Annotated in this window: 14 protein-coding genes and 1 pseudogene; 3 read left to right on the top strand and 12 right to left on the bottom strand. The window is 74.7% G+C overall.

All coding sequences use genetic code 11. The features are described from left to right. Window positions 1–330: 330 nt before the first annotated feature. The 9 genes and pseudogenes from ABZ920_RS07090 to ABZ920_RS07050 form a co-directional block, all read right to left on the bottom strand. Window positions 331–1,149 carry an RNA methyltransferase gene (locus ABZ920_RS07090; protein ID WP_361499648.1) on the bottom strand — a complete coding sequence of 273 codons (819 nt, stop codon included), beginning with the start codon at window positions 1,147–1,149 and terminating at the stop codon, window positions 331–333. Between the two features lie 62 nt (window positions 1,150–1,211). Continuing rightward, window positions 1,212–2,441: a uroporphyrinogen-III C-methyltransferase gene (gene cobA / locus ABZ920_RS07085; protein ID WP_361499646.1), complete on the bottom strand. Its 1,230-nt coding sequence runs from the start codon at window positions 2,439–2,441 to the stop codon at window positions 1,212–1,214. A gap of 147 nt (window positions 2,442–2,588) precedes the next feature. Continuing rightward, window positions 2,589–6,986, bottom strand: coding sequence for a nicotinate-nucleotide--dimethylbenzimidazole phosphoribosyltransferase (gene cobT, locus ABZ920_RS07080; RefSeq protein ID WP_361499644.1), 4,398 nt, complete (start codon window positions 6,984–6,986; stop codon window positions 2,589–2,591). Window positions 6,987–7,336: 350 nt separating this feature from the next. After that, entirely contained in the window at window positions 7,337–8,548 is a 1,212-nt protein-coding gene (gene cbiE / locus ABZ920_RS07075) for a precorrin-6y C5,15-methyltransferase (decarboxylating) subunit CbiE (protein WP_361499642.1), read from the bottom strand. A gap of 147 nt (window positions 8,549–8,695) precedes the next feature. Beyond that, window positions 8,696–9,334, bottom strand: a complete 639-nt coding sequence (locus ABZ920_RS07070) for a GNAT family N-acetyltransferase (protein WP_361499640.1) — start codon at window positions 9,332–9,334, stop codon at window positions 8,696–8,698. Window positions 9,335–9,496: 162 nt separating this feature from the next. After that, window positions 9,497–10,333: a MetQ/NlpA family ABC transporter substrate-binding protein gene (locus tag ABZ920_RS07065; protein ID WP_361499638.1), complete on the bottom strand. Its 837-nt coding sequence runs from the start codon at window positions 10,331–10,333 to the stop codon at window positions 9,497–9,499. 69 nt (window positions 10,334–10,402) lie between these two features. Further along, the gene (locus ABZ920_RS07060) at window positions 10,403–11,125 is read right to left on the bottom strand and encodes a methionine ABC transporter permease (protein WP_361499916.1); all 723 of its coding nucleotides are present in this window, start codon (window positions 11,123–11,125) and stop codon (window positions 10,403–10,405) included. 20 nt (window positions 11,126–11,145) lie between these two features. Further along, a complete protein-coding gene (locus tag ABZ920_RS07055; RefSeq protein WP_361499636.1) occupies window positions 11,146–12,189 on the bottom strand; it encodes an ATP-binding cassette domain-containing protein in 1,044 nt (347 codons plus the stop codon). Window positions 12,190–12,584: 395 nt separating this feature from the next. Next, window positions 12,585–12,956 (bottom strand): annotated as a pseudogene (locus tag ABZ920_RS07050) (HAD-IA family hydrolase); the annotation flags it as partial. 76 nt (window positions 12,957–13,032) lie between these two features. Between ABZ920_RS07050 and ABZ920_RS07045 the strand changes: the two are divergent. Both ABZ920_RS07045 and ABZ920_RS07040 read left to right on the top strand, forming a co-directional pair. Further along, window positions 13,033–13,392: a hypothetical protein gene (locus ABZ920_RS07045; protein WP_361499634.1), complete on the top strand. Its 360-nt coding sequence runs from the start codon at window positions 13,033–13,035 to the stop codon at window positions 13,390–13,392. A gap of 1 nt (window position 13,393) precedes the next feature. Next, window positions 13,394–13,828, top strand: coding sequence for a hypothetical protein (locus tag ABZ920_RS07040; RefSeq protein WP_361499632.1), 435 nt, complete (start codon window positions 13,394–13,396; stop codon window positions 13,826–13,828). A gap of 68 nt (window positions 13,829–13,896) precedes the next feature. On the opposite strand, the gene ABZ920_RS07035 is transcribed toward ABZ920_RS07040, so the two are convergent. The 3 genes from ABZ920_RS07035 to ABZ920_RS07025 form a co-directional block, all read right to left on the bottom strand. Further along, entirely contained in the window at window positions 13,897–14,394 is a 498-nt protein-coding gene (locus ABZ920_RS07035; RefSeq protein ID WP_361499914.1) for a GNAT family N-acetyltransferase, read from the bottom strand. Between the two features lie 44 nt (window positions 14,395–14,438). Beyond that, the gene (locus ABZ920_RS07030; protein WP_361499630.1) at window positions 14,439–14,945 is read right to left on the bottom strand and encodes a sigma-70 family RNA polymerase sigma factor; all 507 of its coding nucleotides are present in this window, start codon (window positions 14,943–14,945) and stop codon (window positions 14,439–14,441) included. Between the two features lie 75 nt (window positions 14,946–15,020). Beyond that, window positions 15,021–16,196, bottom strand: a complete 1,176-nt coding sequence (locus ABZ920_RS07025; protein WP_361499628.1) for a glycerophosphodiester phosphodiesterase — start codon at window positions 16,194–16,196, stop codon at window positions 15,021–15,023. Between the two features lie 400 nt (window positions 16,197–16,596). Between ABZ920_RS07025 and ABZ920_RS07020 the strand changes: the two genes are divergently transcribed. Beyond that, window positions 16,597–17,268: a lysophospholipid acyltransferase family protein gene (locus ABZ920_RS07020; protein ID WP_361499626.1), complete on the top strand. Its 672-nt coding sequence runs from the start codon at window positions 16,597–16,599 to the stop codon at window positions 17,266–17,268. The last annotated feature ends 602 nt before the right edge of the window (window positions 17,269–17,870 follow it).

Genomic DNA, 17,870 nt, shown 5'->3' with positions numbered 1-17,870 from the left:
GGTCAGCCCCGGACGCCCCGTCGCCACCGCCTACGTGACGACAGTAGCCGCCATCCCCGCACAGCGACGACCGCCCCACCGCCTCGCGCGGCATCGCACACCCGCGCCCCGGTCAGCCCCGGACAACCCGCCGCCACCGCGCACAAGCGACGGCAGCCGCCATCCCCGCACAGCGACGACCGCCCCACCGCCTCGCGCGGCATCGCACACCCGCGCCCCGGTCAGCCCCGGACGCCCGTCGCCACCGCCTACGTGACGACGGCAGCCGCCATCCCCGCACAGCGACGACCGCCCCACCGCCTCGCGCGGCATCGCACACCCGCGCCGTGGTCACGCCCCCGGGCGGCCCGTCGCGACGGCGTAGAAGGCGACGGCGGCCGCGGCGCCCACGTTGAGGGAGTCGACGCCGTGGGACATGGGGATGCGGACCCAGATGTCGGCGGCGGCCAGGGCCCGGCGCGACAGGCCCTGGCCCTCGGCGCCGAGCATCAGGGCGACCCGGTCCATCGTGTGCGGGGCGACCTCGTCCAGGGCCCGGGCCTGCTCGTCCGGGGTGAGGGCCAGCAGCGTGAACCCGGCCTCGCGGACGGCGTCCAGTCCCCGGGGCCAGACGTCGAGGCGGGCGTACGGGACGGAGAAGACCGCGCCCATGGAGACCTTGACGCTGCGGCGGTACAGGGGGTCGGCGCAGTCCGGTGAGAGCAGGACCGCGTCCATGCCGAGGGCGGCGGCGGAGCGGAAGATCGCGCCGATGTTGGTGTGGTCGTTGACCGACTCCATGACGGCGACCCGGCGGGCGCCGCCGAGCAGCTCCGCCGCCGCGGGCAGCGGCTTGCGCTGCATGGAGGCGAGGGCGCCGCGGTGCACGTGGTAGCCGGTGACCCGCTCGGCGAGGTCGGGTTCGACGACGTACACGGGCGCCGGCGAGGCGTCGATGACGTCCCGCATGACGTCGACCCACTTGGCGGACAGCAGCATGGAACGCAGGGCGTACCCGGCGTCCAGGGCCCGGCGGACGACCTTCTCGCCCTCGGCGATGAACAGGCCCTCGGCGGGTTCACGCCGGCGGCGCAGCTCGACGTCGGTCAGGCCCGTGTAGTCGTGCAGGCGCGGGTCGTCGGGGTCCTCGACGGTGATGGGATCGGCCACGGGGTGATGCTGCCTTGTCCTGGAGGGGTGCCTACGGCTCGGAAAAGGGGAGGTCGCCCGGGTCACCCGGCGTCCGGGCCGACCCGGACGACCTCGCCGACGACGATGACGGCCGGCGGCCGCACCTCCTCGGTGCGCACGGTCTCGGCGACCGTCGCGAGGGTGGCGTCGACCCGCCGCTGCGCGGCCGTCGTGCCCTCCTGGACGAGGGCGACCGGCGTGTCCGCGGGCCTGCCGTGGGCGACCAGCGTCTCGGCGATCTTCCCGATCTTGTCGACGCCCATGAGGATCACGAGCGTGCCGGTGAGCTTCGCCAGGCTCGGCCAGTCGACCAGGGAACGCTCGTCGTCCGGGGCGACGTGCCCGCTGACCACGGTGAACTCGTGGGCGACCCCGCGGTGGGTGACCGGGATGCCGGCGGCGCCGGGGACCGAGATGGAGCTGGAGATGCCGGGCACGACGGTGCAGGGGATGCCGGCCTCGGCGAGCGCGTGCAGTTCCTCCATGCCCCGGCCGAAGACGTAGGGGTCGCCGCCCTTGAGCCGGACGACCGACTTGCCCTGCTTGGCGTGCTCGACGAGGGCGTCGTTGATGGCCTCCTGGGCCATGTAGCGCCCGTAGGGGATCTTCGCCGCGTCGATCACCTCGACGTGCGGCGGCAGTTCGGCCAGCAGGTCACGCGGGCCGAGGCGGTCGGCGATGACGACGTCGGCCTCGGCGAGCAGCCGGCGTCCGCGGACCGTGATCAGGTCGGGGTCGCCGGGACCGCCGCCGACGAGGGCGACGCCGGGGGTGCGGGTGCGGTGGTGCGGGGCGACGAGGGTGCCGTCGCGCAGCCCCTCGACGACCGCGTCGCGGATGGCGGCGGTGCGGCGCGGGTCGCGGTCCTTGGCGTCGGAGGTCAGGACGGCGACGGTGACGCCCTCGCTGTGACCGGTCGCGGGGGTCCAGGCGGTCGCCGCGTCGGCGTCGTCGGAGCGGACGCACCACACGCGGTGGCGCTCCGCCTCGGCGGAGGCGGCGGCGTTGGCCCGGGGGTCGCTGGTGGCGATCAGCGCGTACCAGGCCTCGGCCAGGTCGCCCTCGGCGTAGGGGCGCCGCTCCCAGGTGATCTCGCCGGCGTCGGCCATGGCCTCGACGGAGGGGGTGGCCTCGGGGGAGACCAGCAGGACGTCCGCGCCCGAGGCGACCAGGGCCGGGAGGCGGCGCTGGGCGACCTGGCCGCCGCCGAGGACGACCACGCGGCGGCCCAGGAGGCGGAGGCCTACGGGGTAGGCAGGGTGTTCGGCCATGTGAGGTGGGCTCCTCGTCGCGGCGGTACGCATGGGCGCTACGGCTCTGGAGCAGCCCTGACGTGCGCATTCTAGAGATTGCTTCAGGGTACGGCGGGGCGGGGGTGGGGCGGGGCGCCCAGTGGCGCACCCCACCCCCGCCGCGGACTACTTCTCGGTGACGCCGGCCGAGTCGAACGTCGCCACCTCGTGCATGGCGCGCGCCGTGCTCTGCACCAGCGGCAGGGCCAGCAGCGCGCCGGTGCCCTCGCCCAGCCGCAGGTCGAGGTCGACCAGGGGGCGCAGGCCCAGCTTGTTGAGCGCGGCCACGTGCCCGGGCTCGGCGCTGCGGTGGCCGGCGATGCAGGCCGCGAGGACCTCCGGGGCGATGGCCCGGGCGACCAGCGCGGCCGCGCCGGCGCTGACGCCGTCCAGGATCACCGGCGTGCGCAGGGAGGCGCCGCCGAGGAGGAGGCCGACCATCGCGGCGTGCTCGAACCCGCCGATCGCGGCGAGGACGCCGATGGGGTCCGCCGGGTCCGGCCGGTGCAGTTCGAGGGCGCGCCGGACGACCTCGGTCTTGCGGGCGAGCGTCTCGTCGTTGATGCCGGTGCCCCGGCCCGTGACCTCGGCCGGGTCGGCGCCGGTGTAGACGGCGATCAGCGCCGCGGACGCGGTGGTGTTGGCGATGCCCATCTCACCGGTCAGGAGCGCCTTGTTGCCCGCCGCGACCAGGTCGCGGGCGGTCTCGATGCCCACCTCGATGGCCTTCTTGGCCTCCTCGCGGGTCATCGCGGGACCGGTCGTCATGTCCGAGGTGCCGGCCCGGACCTTGCGGGGCAGCAGGCCCGGTGTCGCGGGCAGGTCGGCGACGACACCGACGTCGACGACGCACACCTCCGCGCCCACCTGCCCGGCGAAGGCGTTGCAGACCGCTCCCCCGCCGAGGAAGTTGGCCACCATCTGGGCGGTGACCTCCTGCGGCCAGGGGGTGACGCCCTGGGCGTGCACCCCGTGGTCGCCGGCGAAGATCGCGACGGCGGCGGGCTCGGGGATCGGCGGCGGGCACTGGCGGGACAGCCCGGACAGCTGCGCGGAGATGATCTCCAGCATGCCGAGCGCGCCCGCGGGCTTGGTCATCCGCTTCTGCCGTTCCCAGGCCTCCCCGAGCGCCTTGGCGTCCAGCGGGCGGATGCCGGCGACGGTCTCGGCGAGCAGGTCGTGCGGGTCCTCGCCGGGCAGGGCGCGGCGGCCGTACGTCTCCTCGTGCACGACCCACGACAGCGGGCGGCGCTTGGACCAGCCGGCCTGCATCAGCTCGGGCTCGTCCGGGAACTCGTCGACGTACCCGACGCACAGGTAGGCGACGACCTCCAGGTGCTCGGGCAGGCCGAGGACGCGGACCATCTCGCGCTCGTCGAAGAAGCTGACCCAGCCGACGCCGAGGCCCTCGGCGCGGGCGGCGAGCCAGAGGTTCTCCACCGCGAGCGCCGAGGAGTAGGGCGCCATCTGCGGCTGCGTGTGGCGGCCCAGGGTGTGCCGGCCGCCGCGGGTCGGGTCGGCGGTGACCACGATGTTCACGGGCGTGTCGAGGATGGCCTCGATCTTCAGCTCCTTGAACTGCTTCGCCCGGCCCTTCGGCAGCGACTTGGCGTACGCCTCACGCTGACGCATGGCCAGCTCGTGCATGGCCTGCCGGGTCTCGGCGGAGCGGATGACGACGAAGTCCCAGGGCTGGGAGTGGCCCACGGACGGGGCCGTGTGGGCGGCCTCCAGCACACGCAGCAGCACCTCGTGCGGGATGGGGTCGCTGCGGAAGCCGTTGCGGATGTCGCGGCGCTCGCGCATGACCTTGAGCACGGCCTCGCGCTCGGCCTCGTCGTAGCCGGGCGCGGCCGGACCGGTGGACTGAGGTGCTTCTGCCACGGCGGCCGTGCTCTCTTCCTGGTGGGCGACCTGTGTGTCGAGGTCGTCCGCGCGCTGCTCGACGACGGGTTCGGGCTCCTCGCCGGGGGCGGCCGGAGCGGTGTCGGCCCCGCGGGGCGCGGGGACGGCGGCCACGGGCTCCCGGGCACCGTCCTGCTGGGCGGCCGGCTCCGCCGGCACTGCGGGGGCGTCGGCGGGCTGGTGCTGCCCGGGGACGGTGACGGGGTGCGGCGGGGTGGGCGCCAGGTGCGGGGTGGTGGGCACCGAGCCCTCCACCGGCACGAACCGGCCGAGCGTCCGACCGGGCTCGGGCTGGAGCGGGAGACCGCCGGGCAGCGGGGCTGTCCGGCCCGGGTCGCCCGGCAGGGAGGCCGTGGGGTCCGGGTGGCCCGGCGCCTGACCGGCCGTCACCGCTTCCGGTTTCCCGGGGGCGGGGGCGTCGGCCGCGGGCGCTCCGGCTCCGGCGGCGGGGTCCGCCGGATGCACGGCGGCGGGGCCCGACGAGTCCACGGCGGCGGGGCCCGACGGGTCTGCTGCGGCCGGTTCGGAGGGCTCGTCCGGCGCCGCTGCCGGTTCGGCGGGCTGCGGGTCCGCGGCGGTCCGGTCCCCGGGGTGCGGGGCGTCGGCGGGGAGGGCGGCCAGCGGTTCACCGGGCTCGGTGCCGGGGGCTGCGGCGGGCGCCGGGCCGGGCTCCCCCGCGGGCACGGCGGCGGGCTCCGCTCCGGGCGCGGGGGCGGTGGCCTCGGGCGTGGCCTCACCCTCGGCGGCGGTGGCCTCGGGCGTGGCCTCACCCTCGGCGGCGTTCTGCTGCACGGGGCCGGTGCTCGCGTCCGCGGAGGCGGGCGCGGCCTCCGCGGCCGCACCGTTCGCGCCCCGGAGGGCGGGGTCGACGACGTGGGGCTCGGGGGCGCCGGGAAGCGGCGCTGCGTCCTGCGGGTTGGCCGCCGGCGGCTGTGCCTCGGGCGCGGGCGCCTGCTGCGCCGCGAGGTCCACCGACCGGGCCTGCGCGAGCTGCGGCCCCTGGGCGACGGCGTGCCCGGCGTCGGCCGCCGGGTGGGTCGGCTGGACGGCCACGGCTCCCTCGCCGGCGGGCGGCGCGACGCCGCCGGCAGGGACCGCGTCACCGGCGGCGGCCGGGGCCGGCACGGCGTCCGCCGCCGCGGTCCCGGCCTCGGGGGCGGGGTCGGCGGAGGAGACGGCAGTGGCCTCCGCCGAAGCGGGCGCGGCCCCGGGCACCTCGGGGTCGGCGGAGGAGACGGCAGTGGCCTCCGCCGAAGCGGGCGCGGCCCCGGGCACCTCGGGGTCGGCGGAGGTCTCCGCGGCCCCGGGCCCGGCAGCGGCCTCGACTTCGGCGGCGGCCTGGGGCTCGGTGACGGTTTCGGACTGCTGAGCCCCGGCGGCCTGCACCACGGTGCCGGCGCCGTGTGTCTGCCCGTCCCCGGTGGCCGGGTCGGCGGGTGCCACGGCCGGAAGCTCGCCGGCCTCCAGGACGTGACCGGCCTCCGGGGCGCCGGCCGGCTCGCCCGCGTCGGCGGCGGGAGCAGGGGCGTCCTCCGCGTACGTGCCCTCGTTCCCGGCCTCGGGAGCGGGTGCCAGGACTGCTCCGGCGGCCTGGGCCTGCCCGGCCCCGTCAGCCGCCCCAGCCGCCTCCGCGGCCCACGCCGCGTCGTCCTCGGACCGTCCGGTCGCGGCGACTTCACCGGCTTCCTCGGCCACGAAGGCGTCCTGCGCGACGTGCCCGCCCTCGGGCACCTGACCGTCGGCGACCGTCAGCGGCGCCTGACCCGCGGGCTCCTGGCCCACCGTCAGCGGGAGGGCTCCCCCGAGTCCCTCGGCCGGCTCGGGCACCTGACCGCCCGTCGGGTCGTGGGCGTCCTCCGGCGCGTGGCCGGGCGCGGCGGCCGATCCGCCGTCAGCCGCCTGTGCGCTCCGGGCCGCTTCGGGCTCCTGCGGCAGCGGACCGCCGTCGGCGGCGTACGGGGCCACGGGGGCCGGCCCGCCGGTCCGGGCGGTCAGCCGCGCCACGGCGGCCTGGGCGGCTCCGCCCGGGCCGTCGGCGGGTACGACCGCTTCCGCGGCCGGATCCCGCCGGTCCGCCGGGGCGGCTGCGGCCGTCGCCGCCGGGGCCTGGGCGCCCCAGGGCGCCGCGCCCCGCGGCGCCGTCTCGTACGCCTGCGGGACGTCGAGGTACTCGGGGCCGGCGGCCGGCGGCGCGGCGTGGCGTACCGGCGCACCGGCGGGGCCGCGGTCGGCGAGGGAGCGGACCGGGCTCGCGGAGGTGTCCGGGATGGGCGGGCCGAGGTGCAGCGGCCGGCGCGGAGGCGTGGGCGCCGCGGGAGTGACGGGCGGTGTGGGCGCCGGGGTGGGGTGGCGGACGGCGCCGAGGTCGACGGCCTGGCTGTCACGGCCGGACACCTCGTGCGGGCCCGGCTCGTGGACGGCCTCGACGACGGGCTCCGGCGCGGGCGGGGCCACCTCGTTGCCCCACGCGCCGTGCGAGCCCGGCAGCAGCAGGTCCTCGTCCTCGGCGGGAGTCTCGGCGAGGTAGGTGTACACGCCGTGTGCGGGGACGCTCGGCTGTTCCACCATGCCTGCGTTCTCCGGCAGCCCGTCGCCCGGGACCTGGCCGGTGTCGGTCATGCGTACCCCTCGCCCATCGATTCAGTGCTTCCACGACCAGCTCACCGGGAACGGCGCACCGACCGCCCCGCAGTGAAGAACGAGCGTCCGTCCCCAGCGGCACGAACGACCCGGCGTAAAAAGCGACAAAGCCATTGAGTGGCATTCTCGCGGTCGTTCCGCCGCCGCGACACCTTGATCCGCGACGGCCCGCTGTGGACTGCGCCACGTTGCGCGTCCTCCGGTTGTGCCGTACCGCAGCACCCCCACCCGTAACGGGCGCGCTTTTTCGGACATTGCCCGACGAAGCACCGGGTGCCCGGTGCGGTACAACGATCGGCCAGCCTACCGCGCGCAGTACGACAAACCGATCACGGGGCACGATCCGGTAGAACCCCGGTGAGCAGGAACGCGACGCTCCGCTCCGTCTCCGTCCAGGCCCGCGTGTCGAGTTCCACGGACTGCAGCAGCGCGCACTCGACCCGGTAGCCGTGCTCGGTGAGGTCGCGGCCGACGAGTTCGGCCACGTCGCGGTTCACCGCGTGCGCGACGATGCGCTGCGGGCGCCGGTCGGCGACCGCGGAGACGACGACCGCTCCCCCGCCGCCGACCCGGACGACGTCCGGTTCGGGCAGGTTCTCCAGGACGTGCGGGGCGGTGCCGCGCACGATCTGGAGGTGGACGCCGAAGCGGCGGGCGGCCGCCTCGGTGCGGGCACAGGCCTCCGCGTCCTGGTCGACGGCGATGACGGCGGCGCCGCCGCGCGCGGCCTCGGTGGCGAACGCGCCGCTGCCGCAGCCGATGTCCCACACCAGGTCGCCGACGCGCGGCCCGAGGCGGGCGAGCTGGGCCGCGCGGAGCAGGTCCGTCTCGCCCTCGCCGAGGCCGTCGCCGTACACCTCGGCGGGCTGGGTCCAGCCGCGTGGTCCGGCGCCGGGGTCGCGGCCGGCGATCCAGCCGCCGTCCTCGGCGCCGGGGACGGGGCCGCCGATGACGATGACGACGTTCGGGTCGCGCCAGGTGTGGTCGGCCGCCTTGTCGGAGGTGACGACGCTGACCTGCTCGCGTTCGGTGCCGAGTTCCTCGCAGATGACGAAGGTGCGATGCACCCCGTCGAGGAGGAGGCCGAGTTCGGCCGGCCCGGCACCGGGGGCCGTCAGGACGGCGACCTTGCTGTGGGCGCGGCACACGTTGACCGCGCGCCGCAGGGTGCGCGGGTGGGCGACGACCACCTGCGCGTCGTCCCAGGGCATGCCGGCGCGGGCGAAGGCGGCCGCGACCGAGGAGACGGCGGGGACGACCTCGACCTCCAGGCCGAACTCGGGGGCGCGCAGGGTCCGCACCACCCCGAAGAAACCCGGGTCGCCGTCGGCGAGCACCACGGCGGTGCCGCGGTGGGCGGCGATGCGGCGCGCGGCGAGGGCGGGGCTGCCGAGGCGGACGCGCTCTGCGGTGCCGGGGATCTCGGGGAGCGCCAGGTGGTGGGCGGCGCCCGCCACCAGGGTCGCGGCCGAGAGAGCGGAGCGCGCCGCGTCGGTCAGCGGCGAACCGTCCCAGCCGATCACCGTGACCCGGTCGGCCATCGTCGTCAGTCTCCCAGGGGTTTTCGCAGGTCGTCAGGGACAGCGCCCGCACCGGGCCTCGTGAGAGTACCTGGTCGGGTTGTACGACTCGGCGCAGGGCGGGCGCGCGCCGCGTCCGGACGTGTCGGCGCCGGTCCCGGCCCCGGTTCAGTTCCAGTCGGAGAACGAGGTGAAACCACCCGTGTCGGCCAGTTGCTCACCCACGCCCTCCAGGTCCTCGGGCAGCAGGCTCCAGACGATGAGGTCGGTGCGGACGTCGGTCCACCGGCCGTCGCGGCCGCGGGCGCGCGCTATCCAGGCGCCGCGCAGGACTCCCTCGCTGATGCAGCCGATCTTCTGGGCGACCTGCTGGGAGGCGGTGTTGTCGGCGGCGGTGCGCAGTTCCAGGCGTTCGAACCGCTGGTCGTGGAACAGCCACCGGGCGGTGGCCAGGGCGGCCTCGCAGGCGTAGCCCTCGCCGCGGGCCCAGGGGGCGACGACGTAGGCGATCTCGGTGGAGCGCACCCGCCAGTCGGTGTGGCGCAGGTGGACCGTGCCCACCAGGCGCTGGGTGAGGAACTCGGTGACCGCGAAGACGATGCCGCGGCCCTCGGCGCGTTCGGCGGGGGCGAGTTCGGTGATCCAGGCGCGGGCGTGGGCCTCGGTGTAGGGCTGGGGGACGGCAGTCCACGCGGTGACGAGCTCGTCGTTCATCATCTCGGTGAACGCCTCGACGTCCGGCTCCTCGAAGGGGCGCAGTACCAACCGCTCCGTGCTGATGGAGACGTTGGGGAAGGTGCTCGTCATGCGCCGCTCCGTAACCTTCGGAATACCTGCAGTCCTGCTGAACTGCCCAGCATGCAGCATGCAGGCACTTGGCCGCACCACGGGGCCCTCCCCGCCGCCCCGGCGGGTGGGGGTGCCCCCACCCGCCGGGAAGCGGACCGGCGTGGGCCGCCTCGCGGGGGATCAGAAGGCCGGGACGACCGCGCCCTGGTACTTGTCCTCGATGAACTTCCTGACCTCGGGGGAGGTCAGCAGCTTCACCAGCTTCTCGACCCGCGGGTCGTTCTCGTTCCCCTTCTTCACGGCGAGGAAGTTGGCGTACGGGTTGTTCGTCGCGGACTCGGCGGCGAGGGCGTCCTTGGCCGGGCTGAGCTCGGCCTCCAGGGCGTAGTTGCCGTTGATCACCGCGGCGTCGACGTCACCGAGGGAACGGGGCAGCTGCGCCGCCTCCAGCTCCTTGAAGGACAGGTTCTTCGGGTTGGACGTGACGTCCTTCGGGGTCGCCGCGTACCCGGCGCTCGTCTTCAGCTTGATCAGGCCGTTGGCCTCCAGCAGCTTCAGCGCGCGGGCCTCGTTGGTGGTGTCGTTCGGCAGGGCGACACTGGCGCCCTTCTTGAGGTCCGCGAGCTTCTTGACGCTCTGGGAGTAGACGCCGAGGGGCTCCAGGTGCACGGTGCCGCCCGGGACCGGCACGATGTCGGTGCCGTTCTTCTTGTTGAAGTCGTCGAGGTAGGGCTTGTGCTGGAAGTAGTTGGCGTCGACCTGGCCCTGCTGGACGGCCGTGTTGGGGGTCACGTAGTCGGTGAACTCCTTGACCTCCAGCTTGAGGCCGGCCTTCTTGGCGAGGTTGTCCTTCACGTAGGTGAGGATCTCGCCGTGCGGGGTCGGGCTGGCGGCGACGGTCAGGGTGGCGTCGGCGTCGGCCTTGGCGGAGTCCGAGCCCGAGCCGCAGGCGCTGAGCCCGAAGGTGAGGGCTCCGGCGGCGAGGACGGCGGTGGTGATCTTGGCGGTGTTACGCACGAAAAGTGCCTTTCCTTGGGTGGTGCGGCCCCGTTGTGGGTGAACGGGGAGTCGGGGGGTGCGGGAGGCTCAGGCGACCTTGCTGACGTCGGCGGCGGCCGGCTCCTTCGCCTTCAGCAGCCGCAGCTTCGGCGCCGGGCCGGAGCGGCCGCCGCGGTCGTGCAGCGAGCGGGCCGCCCAGTCGCCGGCGAACTGGATGAGCGAGATGACGACGGCGAGGATCGCCACGGTGATCCACATCAGTCCGGTCTCGAAGCGCTGGTAGCCGTAGCGGATGGCGATGTCGCCGAGGCCGCCGGCGCCGACGGTGCCGGCCATGGCGGAGTAGCCGATGAGCGCCACGATCGTGGTGGTGGTGCTGGAGATCAGCGACGGCAGGGACTCGGGGACGAGCACCTTGCGCACGACGGTCCAGGTGTTGCCGCCCATGGCCTGCACGGCCTCGACGAGCCCGCCGTCGACCTCGCGGACGGCCGTCTCGACGAGCCGTGCGAAGAAGGGGATGGCCCCGATGGCCAGTGGCACGATCGCGGCCTCACGGCCGATGGTCGTCCCGGTGACCGACCGGGTGAAGCCCATCAGGGCGACCATCAGGATGATGAACGGCATCGAGCGGGCGATGTTCACGACCTGCCCGATGACCTTGTTGGCGGTGAGGTTCTGCAGCAGGCCGCCCCGGTCGGTGAGGACGAGCAGGACGCCGAGCGGCAGGCCGCCGACGACGGCGACCAGCGTGGACCAGCCGACCATGTAGAGGGTGTCCCAACACGCCTGGGCCAGCAGCGGCTGCATCGTCGCGAAGTCGGTCGAGGTCACTTGGCGGCCTCCTTCACCAGAGGGGCGTCGTGGGCCGGGTTGCCGACGACGTCGATCTGCAGTCCCTGTTCGCGCAGGAAGCCGATCGGCACGACGTTGTCCTCGTAGCGGCCCGGCAGTTCGATGCGCATGCGGCCGACCTGGAGGCCGCCGACGGTGTCGATGGCGGCGCCGAGGATCGAGATGTCGATGTTGTAGGTGCGCGACAGCTGCGAGATGACCGGCCGGGTGGCGGCCTCGCCGTGGAAGGTGACGTCCACGACGGTGCGCTCGGCGCCGGTGGCCTCGCCGCCGACCGGGAACAGCGCGGAGGCGAGCTGGGATCCCGGGGTGGCGAGCAGCTCGCCGACGGTGCCGGACTCGACGATGCGGCCCTTCTCCATCAGGGCGGCCGAGTCGCAGATGCTCTTGACGACGTCCATCTCGTGGGTGATGAGCAGGACGGTCAGGCCGAGCTGCCGGTTGAGGTCGCGCAGCAGCTGCAGAATGGAGCGGGTGGTCTCCGGGTCGAGGGCGCTGGTGGCCTCGTCGGACAGGAGCACCTGGGGGTCGCCGGCGAGGGCGCGGGCGATGCCGACGCGCTGCTTCTGCCCGCCGGACAGCTGGGCGGGGTAGGCGCCGGCCTTGTCGGCGAGGCCGACGAGGTCGAGCAGCTCGAGAGCCCTGCGGGAACGTTCCTTCCCGGACTTGCCGAGGATTTCCAGCGGCAGCTCGACGTTGTCCTTGACCGTCCGCGAGGACAGCAGGTTGAAGTGCTGGAAGACCATGCCGATGTGGCTGCGCGCCCGGCGGAGCTCCTTGCCGGCCCGCGGGCCGCGCCCGGCGAGGGCCGTCAGGTCCTGGCCGGCGACGGTGACCGTGCCGGAGGTGGGGCGCTCCAGCAGGTTGACGCAGCGGATGAGGGAGGACTTGCCGGCACCGGACTGGCCGATGACGCCGTACACCTCGCCTTCGCGGACGTGCAGGTCGACGCCGTCCAGGGCGGTGACCTCGCGGCCGCGGGAGCGGTAGACCTTGGTCAGGCCCGATGTGGTGATCACGTGGGTTTCCGTCACTGTCGAGTGCGCGGCGCGTCGTGGGCGCCGGCACGGCGTTCATGGTCGTGGCAGCCAGAACGCAGCACGGCTTCCTCGCCGGCGGACAGTCCGGGAGAAGCGTGCGCGCGGGGCGGGGGCTCGACCGCGCGCCGGCCGGACGGCCGGACGCGTGGCGGACACGAGCGGGCTCTCGCTTCGGGGCGCGAGGCTCAGGTGGTGCAGGGGCCCTCTAGCAGGCGCACATTCGACGCGCAGGACACAGACAACGAGCACCGGGCGTCATGGTCGCCTCGGTCGCAGGGGTGCGGTCACTCGTCGTGGTCATGCGCATCAGTAAAGCAGACGGACGGTCCTGACCGAACCCGGCCGTCCGCATGCTGGACAGCCGTGGACACCGCTCAGCGGCGGACGGAGATCTCGATCTCCGCGCCGTCGACCAGCGCGGACAGGACCGACAGGTCCTCCACCACCAGGTCGGCGTCGAGTTCGCCGGCCCGGTGGGTTGTGGCCAAGGCCACGGTCGTCATGCCGGCTGCGCGCCCGGCGCGCAGCCCCGCGGGCGCGTCCTCGAAGACCACACAGCGGGCCGGGTCGGCCCCCAGCGCGCGGGCGGCGAGCAGATGGGGCTCGGGGTCGGGCTTGCCCCGGGTGACGTCCTCGGCGGCGACGAGCGTCTTGGGCAGGATGCCGACGGCGTCGAGGCGGGCCTCGGCCAGCCGCCGGGTGGCCGAGGTGACGACGGCCCACCGGTCGGCGGGCAGGGAGTCGAGCATGGTCGGACAGGACCTGGGACGCCCGGCCGGGGGCGGACGCGTCGGGTCTTTTGGCCCGTAATAAGGTCGCCCCATGCTTGCTGTCCTGACGCTGGTGACCGGCGTCGCCGCGCTGCTGCTCGCCGCCTGGTGCGGCTGGGCGGCCCACCGTGACCAGCCGACCAAGGACTGGCACTTCATCGGCATGGCCGTGGTCACCCTGCTGGCCACGATCCAGCTGGTGGTGGGGATCGTGGCGCTGGCGCGGGGCCAGAGGCCGGAGCAGGGCACGACGATCTTCGTGGCGTATCTGCTGGGCGCGTTCGCGTGCGTCCCCGCGGCCGGGTTCATGTCGCTGGCCGAGCGGACCCGGTGGGGCTCGGTGACGGTCGCCGCCGGCGGTGTCGTCCTCGCGGTGCTCCAGGTACGGCTCTACGACATCTGGGGAGGGTGAGATGGCCACCACCGGCGAGAAGCCGGCGAGGACCCGGCTCGTCAGCGGTCCCGGCATGCTGCTCGTATGGCTGTACGGGGTGATGGTCGTCGGCGCGGTGTCGCGCTCCGTCGTCCAGATCGCCACCGACTTCGGCCGGGCGCCGCTGGCGTACACGCTGTCGGCCGTCGCCGGCGTCGTCTACGGCTTCATCACGTACTCCCTGGTCCGCGGCGGTGAGACCGCGCGCAGGGCGGCGCTGGTGTGCTGCGCGGCCGAACTCCTCGGCGTGCTGACGGTGGGGACGTGGACGCTCGTCGAGCCGTCCGCCTTCCCGGACGCCACCGTCTGGTCCGACTACGGCATGGGCTACCTCTTCATCCCGGTGCTGCTGCCGGTGTCGGCGATGTACTGGCTGCGCACGGCGCGGACCGGGCGGGCGGAGACGACCGGCTGAGGGCTTCCGCCCGGGCCGGGGCGGCCCGGTCCGGGACGGGCCCCGGGCGTCGTACGGCCGTGCGGCGCTCAGGCGGTCGCGACGTACGTGCCCGCCGCCTTCTCCAGGACGATCATCGGGACGCCGTCCGCACCCTCGGCCGTGCCCACCCTCTGGTAGCCGACGCGGCGGTACAGGCGGAGGTTGTTCTCGCTGCGGTGACCGGTGTGCAGACGGAACCGGGTGGCACCGTGCTGCCCGGCGAGGGCGGACTCGGCGGCGTGCAGCAGGCGGGCGCCGATGCCGTGGCCCTGCAGGCGCGGGTGGACGCAGAGCTTGCCGATGGAGGCCGCGCCGTCCTCAGCCACGCGGCCGCGCACCGAGCCGACCACCTCGTCGCCCAGCCGCGCCACGAACACGCAGTCCTCGGCGACCTCCCGGCGGACCGAGTCCAGGCTCTGCACGAGCGGGTCGATGCGGTAGTTGCCGTACAGCGCGGCCTCGCCCTGGAAGCACAGGTACTGCAGCCTGAAGATCTGCTCCGCGTCCTGCGCGGTCGCCGCAGAGATGGTCACGCTCATGCCCATGTGCGCATGCCTCCCGCTCACCTGATCACCTGTCGTCCCCACTCCTATCCCCGCGCCTCGCCGGCCGCAACCTCCTGGGCGAGCAGCCGCCGCAGACATCCCAGACATCGGGAGCGTTCCGGTCCGAGACTGCCCTGTGAGATACCCAACTCCCCCGCGATCTCCCGGTACGTGAGGTCGCTCGGCGACAGCAGGGCCTCCAGCAGCCGGGGGCACCGGCCGGGCAGGCGCCGCACCGCGGCACGCAGCGCGCGCCCGCGTGCGGCGGCCAGGGCGAGGGGTTCGGGGCCGCGCTCACCGTCGTCGGCGGGCTCCGCGCCGTAGGGCCGCTCCCGCCGGGCGGTGCGGCGTGCGCGGCGCGCCTCCGAGCGGACCGCCCGGCGCAGCCAGCCGTGGGGGTCGTGCGGCAGGTCGTCGGCGGCCAGGCGTTCCAGCAGGCGGAGCCAGACCGCCTGCTCCAGGTCGCCGGGCTCGGACGCGGTGGCGTGCGCCTCCGCCGTGGCCTCGGCGGCCAGCAGCGGACGCAGGCTGATCAGCAGGTCGTGCGTCATGTGCAGCACGACGCGGCCGCCCCGGCGCGGGTTGCCGGGGCGGCCGTCGGTTCACCGGGAGCGGTGAGGGGCGGTTCAGCCGTTGACGAAGTCCTCGCGGGCCAGCAGGCCGGTGTCCGGGTTGTCGGTGAAGATGCCGTCGATGCCGGTGGCGAAGTACGCCCGGAACAGGCCGAGGACGTCGCCGTAGGCGTCCGCGTCGCCTCCCCTGCGGTAGGCCGGCGGCAGGAACGGGTTCTCGTTGCGCACGGTGTAGGGGTGCACGACCAGGCCCGCGGCGTGCGCGTCGCGCACGAGGGTGCTCGGCTTCGTGAGGTTGCCGTCCGCGCCCCGCGGGATGACGAGGTCGACGGTCGGGCCGATGCCCTGGGCGTACGTGGCGATCTCCCGCAGGCCCGCGGGGGTGACGAGGTCGGCGACCGTGCGCGGGTCGCCCGCCTCGACGAAGTCGTAGGGGCGGCTGCCGGCGTCGGACAGCAGGACGGCGAGGGGGTTGCCGACGAGCCTGTTCAGCCGCTGGATGCTGGTCGGTTCGAAGGACTGGAGGATGACCGGCGAGTCCTTCCTGTCCTTGCCGTGCCGGCGCAGCACCGCGGCCACCCGCTCCTCCACGCCGAGGCCCAGCTTGCGGAAGTACGTGGGGTGCTTGGTCTCGGGGTAGATCCACACCTGCCGGCCGCGCCTGCGGGTCTGCTCGTCCTGCCAGCGCAGCACCTCTTCGAACGTGGGGATCTCCCAGCGGCCGTTGTAGAGGGTGTTGTGCGGGCGGTTGGCCGGGATGCGCTCGACCGCGCGCAGGGTCTTCAGCTCCGCGAGGGTGAAGTCCTCGGTGAACCAGCCGGTGGTGCGGACGCCGTCGAGGACCTTGGTGGTCCTGCGGCCGGCGAACTCCGGGTGGTCGGCGACGTCGGTGGTGCCGCCGATCTCCGGCTCGTGCCGGCAGACCAGGTGGCCGTCCTTGGTGGGCACCAGGTCGCCGGCCTCGACGACGTGGGCGCCCATGTCCAGGGCGAGCTGGTAGGAGCCGAAGGTGTGCTCGGGGCGGTAGCCGCTGGCGCCCCGGTGGCCGATGACCGTGGGCACGGGCAGGCTGCTCAGGCCGCCGCGCCCGCGCCGGGCACTCCCGCTCTCCGCCGCGGCCGCCCCCTGCGGCAGGCCGAGCACCGCTCCGCCCGCCCCGAGCACTGCGGCCGAGAGCAGGGCCCGGCGCCCGGTTCCGCCCGACTGCTCGTCCGACTCCTGCGTTGCCATGAGCGCCTCCTGCCGTGGTGTCCTCCGGTGCGCGCCGATCGTAGGGGCGTGAGCATGACGAACGGGAGACCCCGGCCGGAACACGGGGGTGACACCGGATGTCGTGAGGGGGAAGGGAGGTGACGCGGCGTCGGCGCGGCAGCGCGCGGGTGACGGGGTGCCGGGGCATGGCGGCGCCGGCTCGGGGAACACGGTCCCGTGGACGCGGCCGGCCCGGTGCGCGCGACCTCCGTCACACGTTCCGTCCCGGTCACCGGGATGCGACGACGTGGCGTCGCAGGTGAACCTGGGTCAACACTGCGTAAGACGCGGTGTGCCCGATGTGCAATCCGCCCCGGGCCGCGAGTATCGTCCTCACCTGCACAGACTCATATCGGCTCCCTTGACCCCGGAGGGCACGTTGTCCCGGTTCGCGCTCATCAAGGCAGTGCTCGGCCCGATCATGCGCCTGATGTTCCGCCCACGGGTGGAGGGCGCGGAGCGTATCCCGGGCGACGGTCCGGTCATCCTGGCGGGCAACCACCTCACGTTCATCGACTCGGTGATCCTGCCCGTGGTGTGCGACCGTCAGGTGCTCTTCATCGGCAAGGACGAGTACGTCACCGGCAAGGGACTCAAGGGCCGGCTGATGGCCTGGTTCTTCACCGGGGTCGGCATGATTCCGGTGGACCGCGACGGCGGGAAGGGCGGTGTCGCCGCGCTGATGACGGGCCGCCGGATCCTGGAGGAGGGCAAGGTCTTCGGCATCTACCCCGAGGGCACCCGCTCCCCCGACGGCCGCCTGTACCGCGGGCGCACCGGCATCGCGCGACTGACGCTGATGACCGGGGCGCCGGTCGTCCCGTTCGCCATGATCGGCACCGACAAGATCCAGCCGAGCGGGGCGGGCATCCCGCGGCCGTGCCGGGTCACCGTCCGGTTCGGCGAGCCGATGGAGTTCTCCCGGTACGAGGGGATGGACCGGGACCGCTACGTGCTGCGGGCCGTCACCGACTCGGTGATGGCCGAGGTGATGCGGCTGTCGGGGCAGGAGTACGTGGACATGTACGCCACGAAGGCGAAGGCTGCGTAGCGCCTCCGGCGGCTGCTTCGGCGGCTGCCCGGGGTGCTCCGGTGGCGAGGCCCGCTGCTCGACCGCGCGCCCGCCCCGGGCCGGGCGCGGCCCACGCTGCGTCAGCCGCTGCCGGCAGGGCCCTCGCTCACGCGGGGGCCTCGCCCGAGCAGGCTCACTCACGCGGCCTGGGTCGCCCCCTGATGGCGGGCCCCCGCCGCACGGGGCCGTCCGACGCGGCATCGGCCCCCGCTGTACGGGCCGTCGACGCGGCACCGGCCGCCTCCGCAGGGCCTTCACCGGCGCAGGTCCTTCACCCGTGCGGCACCGGCCGCCGCCTGTACGGCCCGTGCCACACGGCATGGGCCGCCTCCGGCAGGGTCCTCGCCCACGCGGTGGCCCTCACTCACGCGGCCTGGGCCGCCCCCTGTAACGCCCCTCCCACACGGCACCGGCCGCCTCCGCAGGGCCTTCACCGACGCAGGTCCTTCACCCGTGCGGCACCGGCCGCCGCCTGTACGGCCCGTCCCACACGGCATGGGCCGCCTCCGGCAGGGTCCTCGCCCACGCGGTGGCCCTCACTCACGCGGCCTGGGCCGCCCCCTGTAACGCCCCTCCCACAC

Origin of the sequence: Streptomyces sp. NPDC046831 (genome assembly GCF_040645305.1) — a bacterium.
GTDB lineage: Bacteria > Actinomycetota > Actinomycetes > Streptomycetales > Streptomycetaceae > Streptomyces.
Note: the sequence above shows the minus strand (reverse complement) of the source record. Positions and strands in the feature narration are given on the sequence as shown.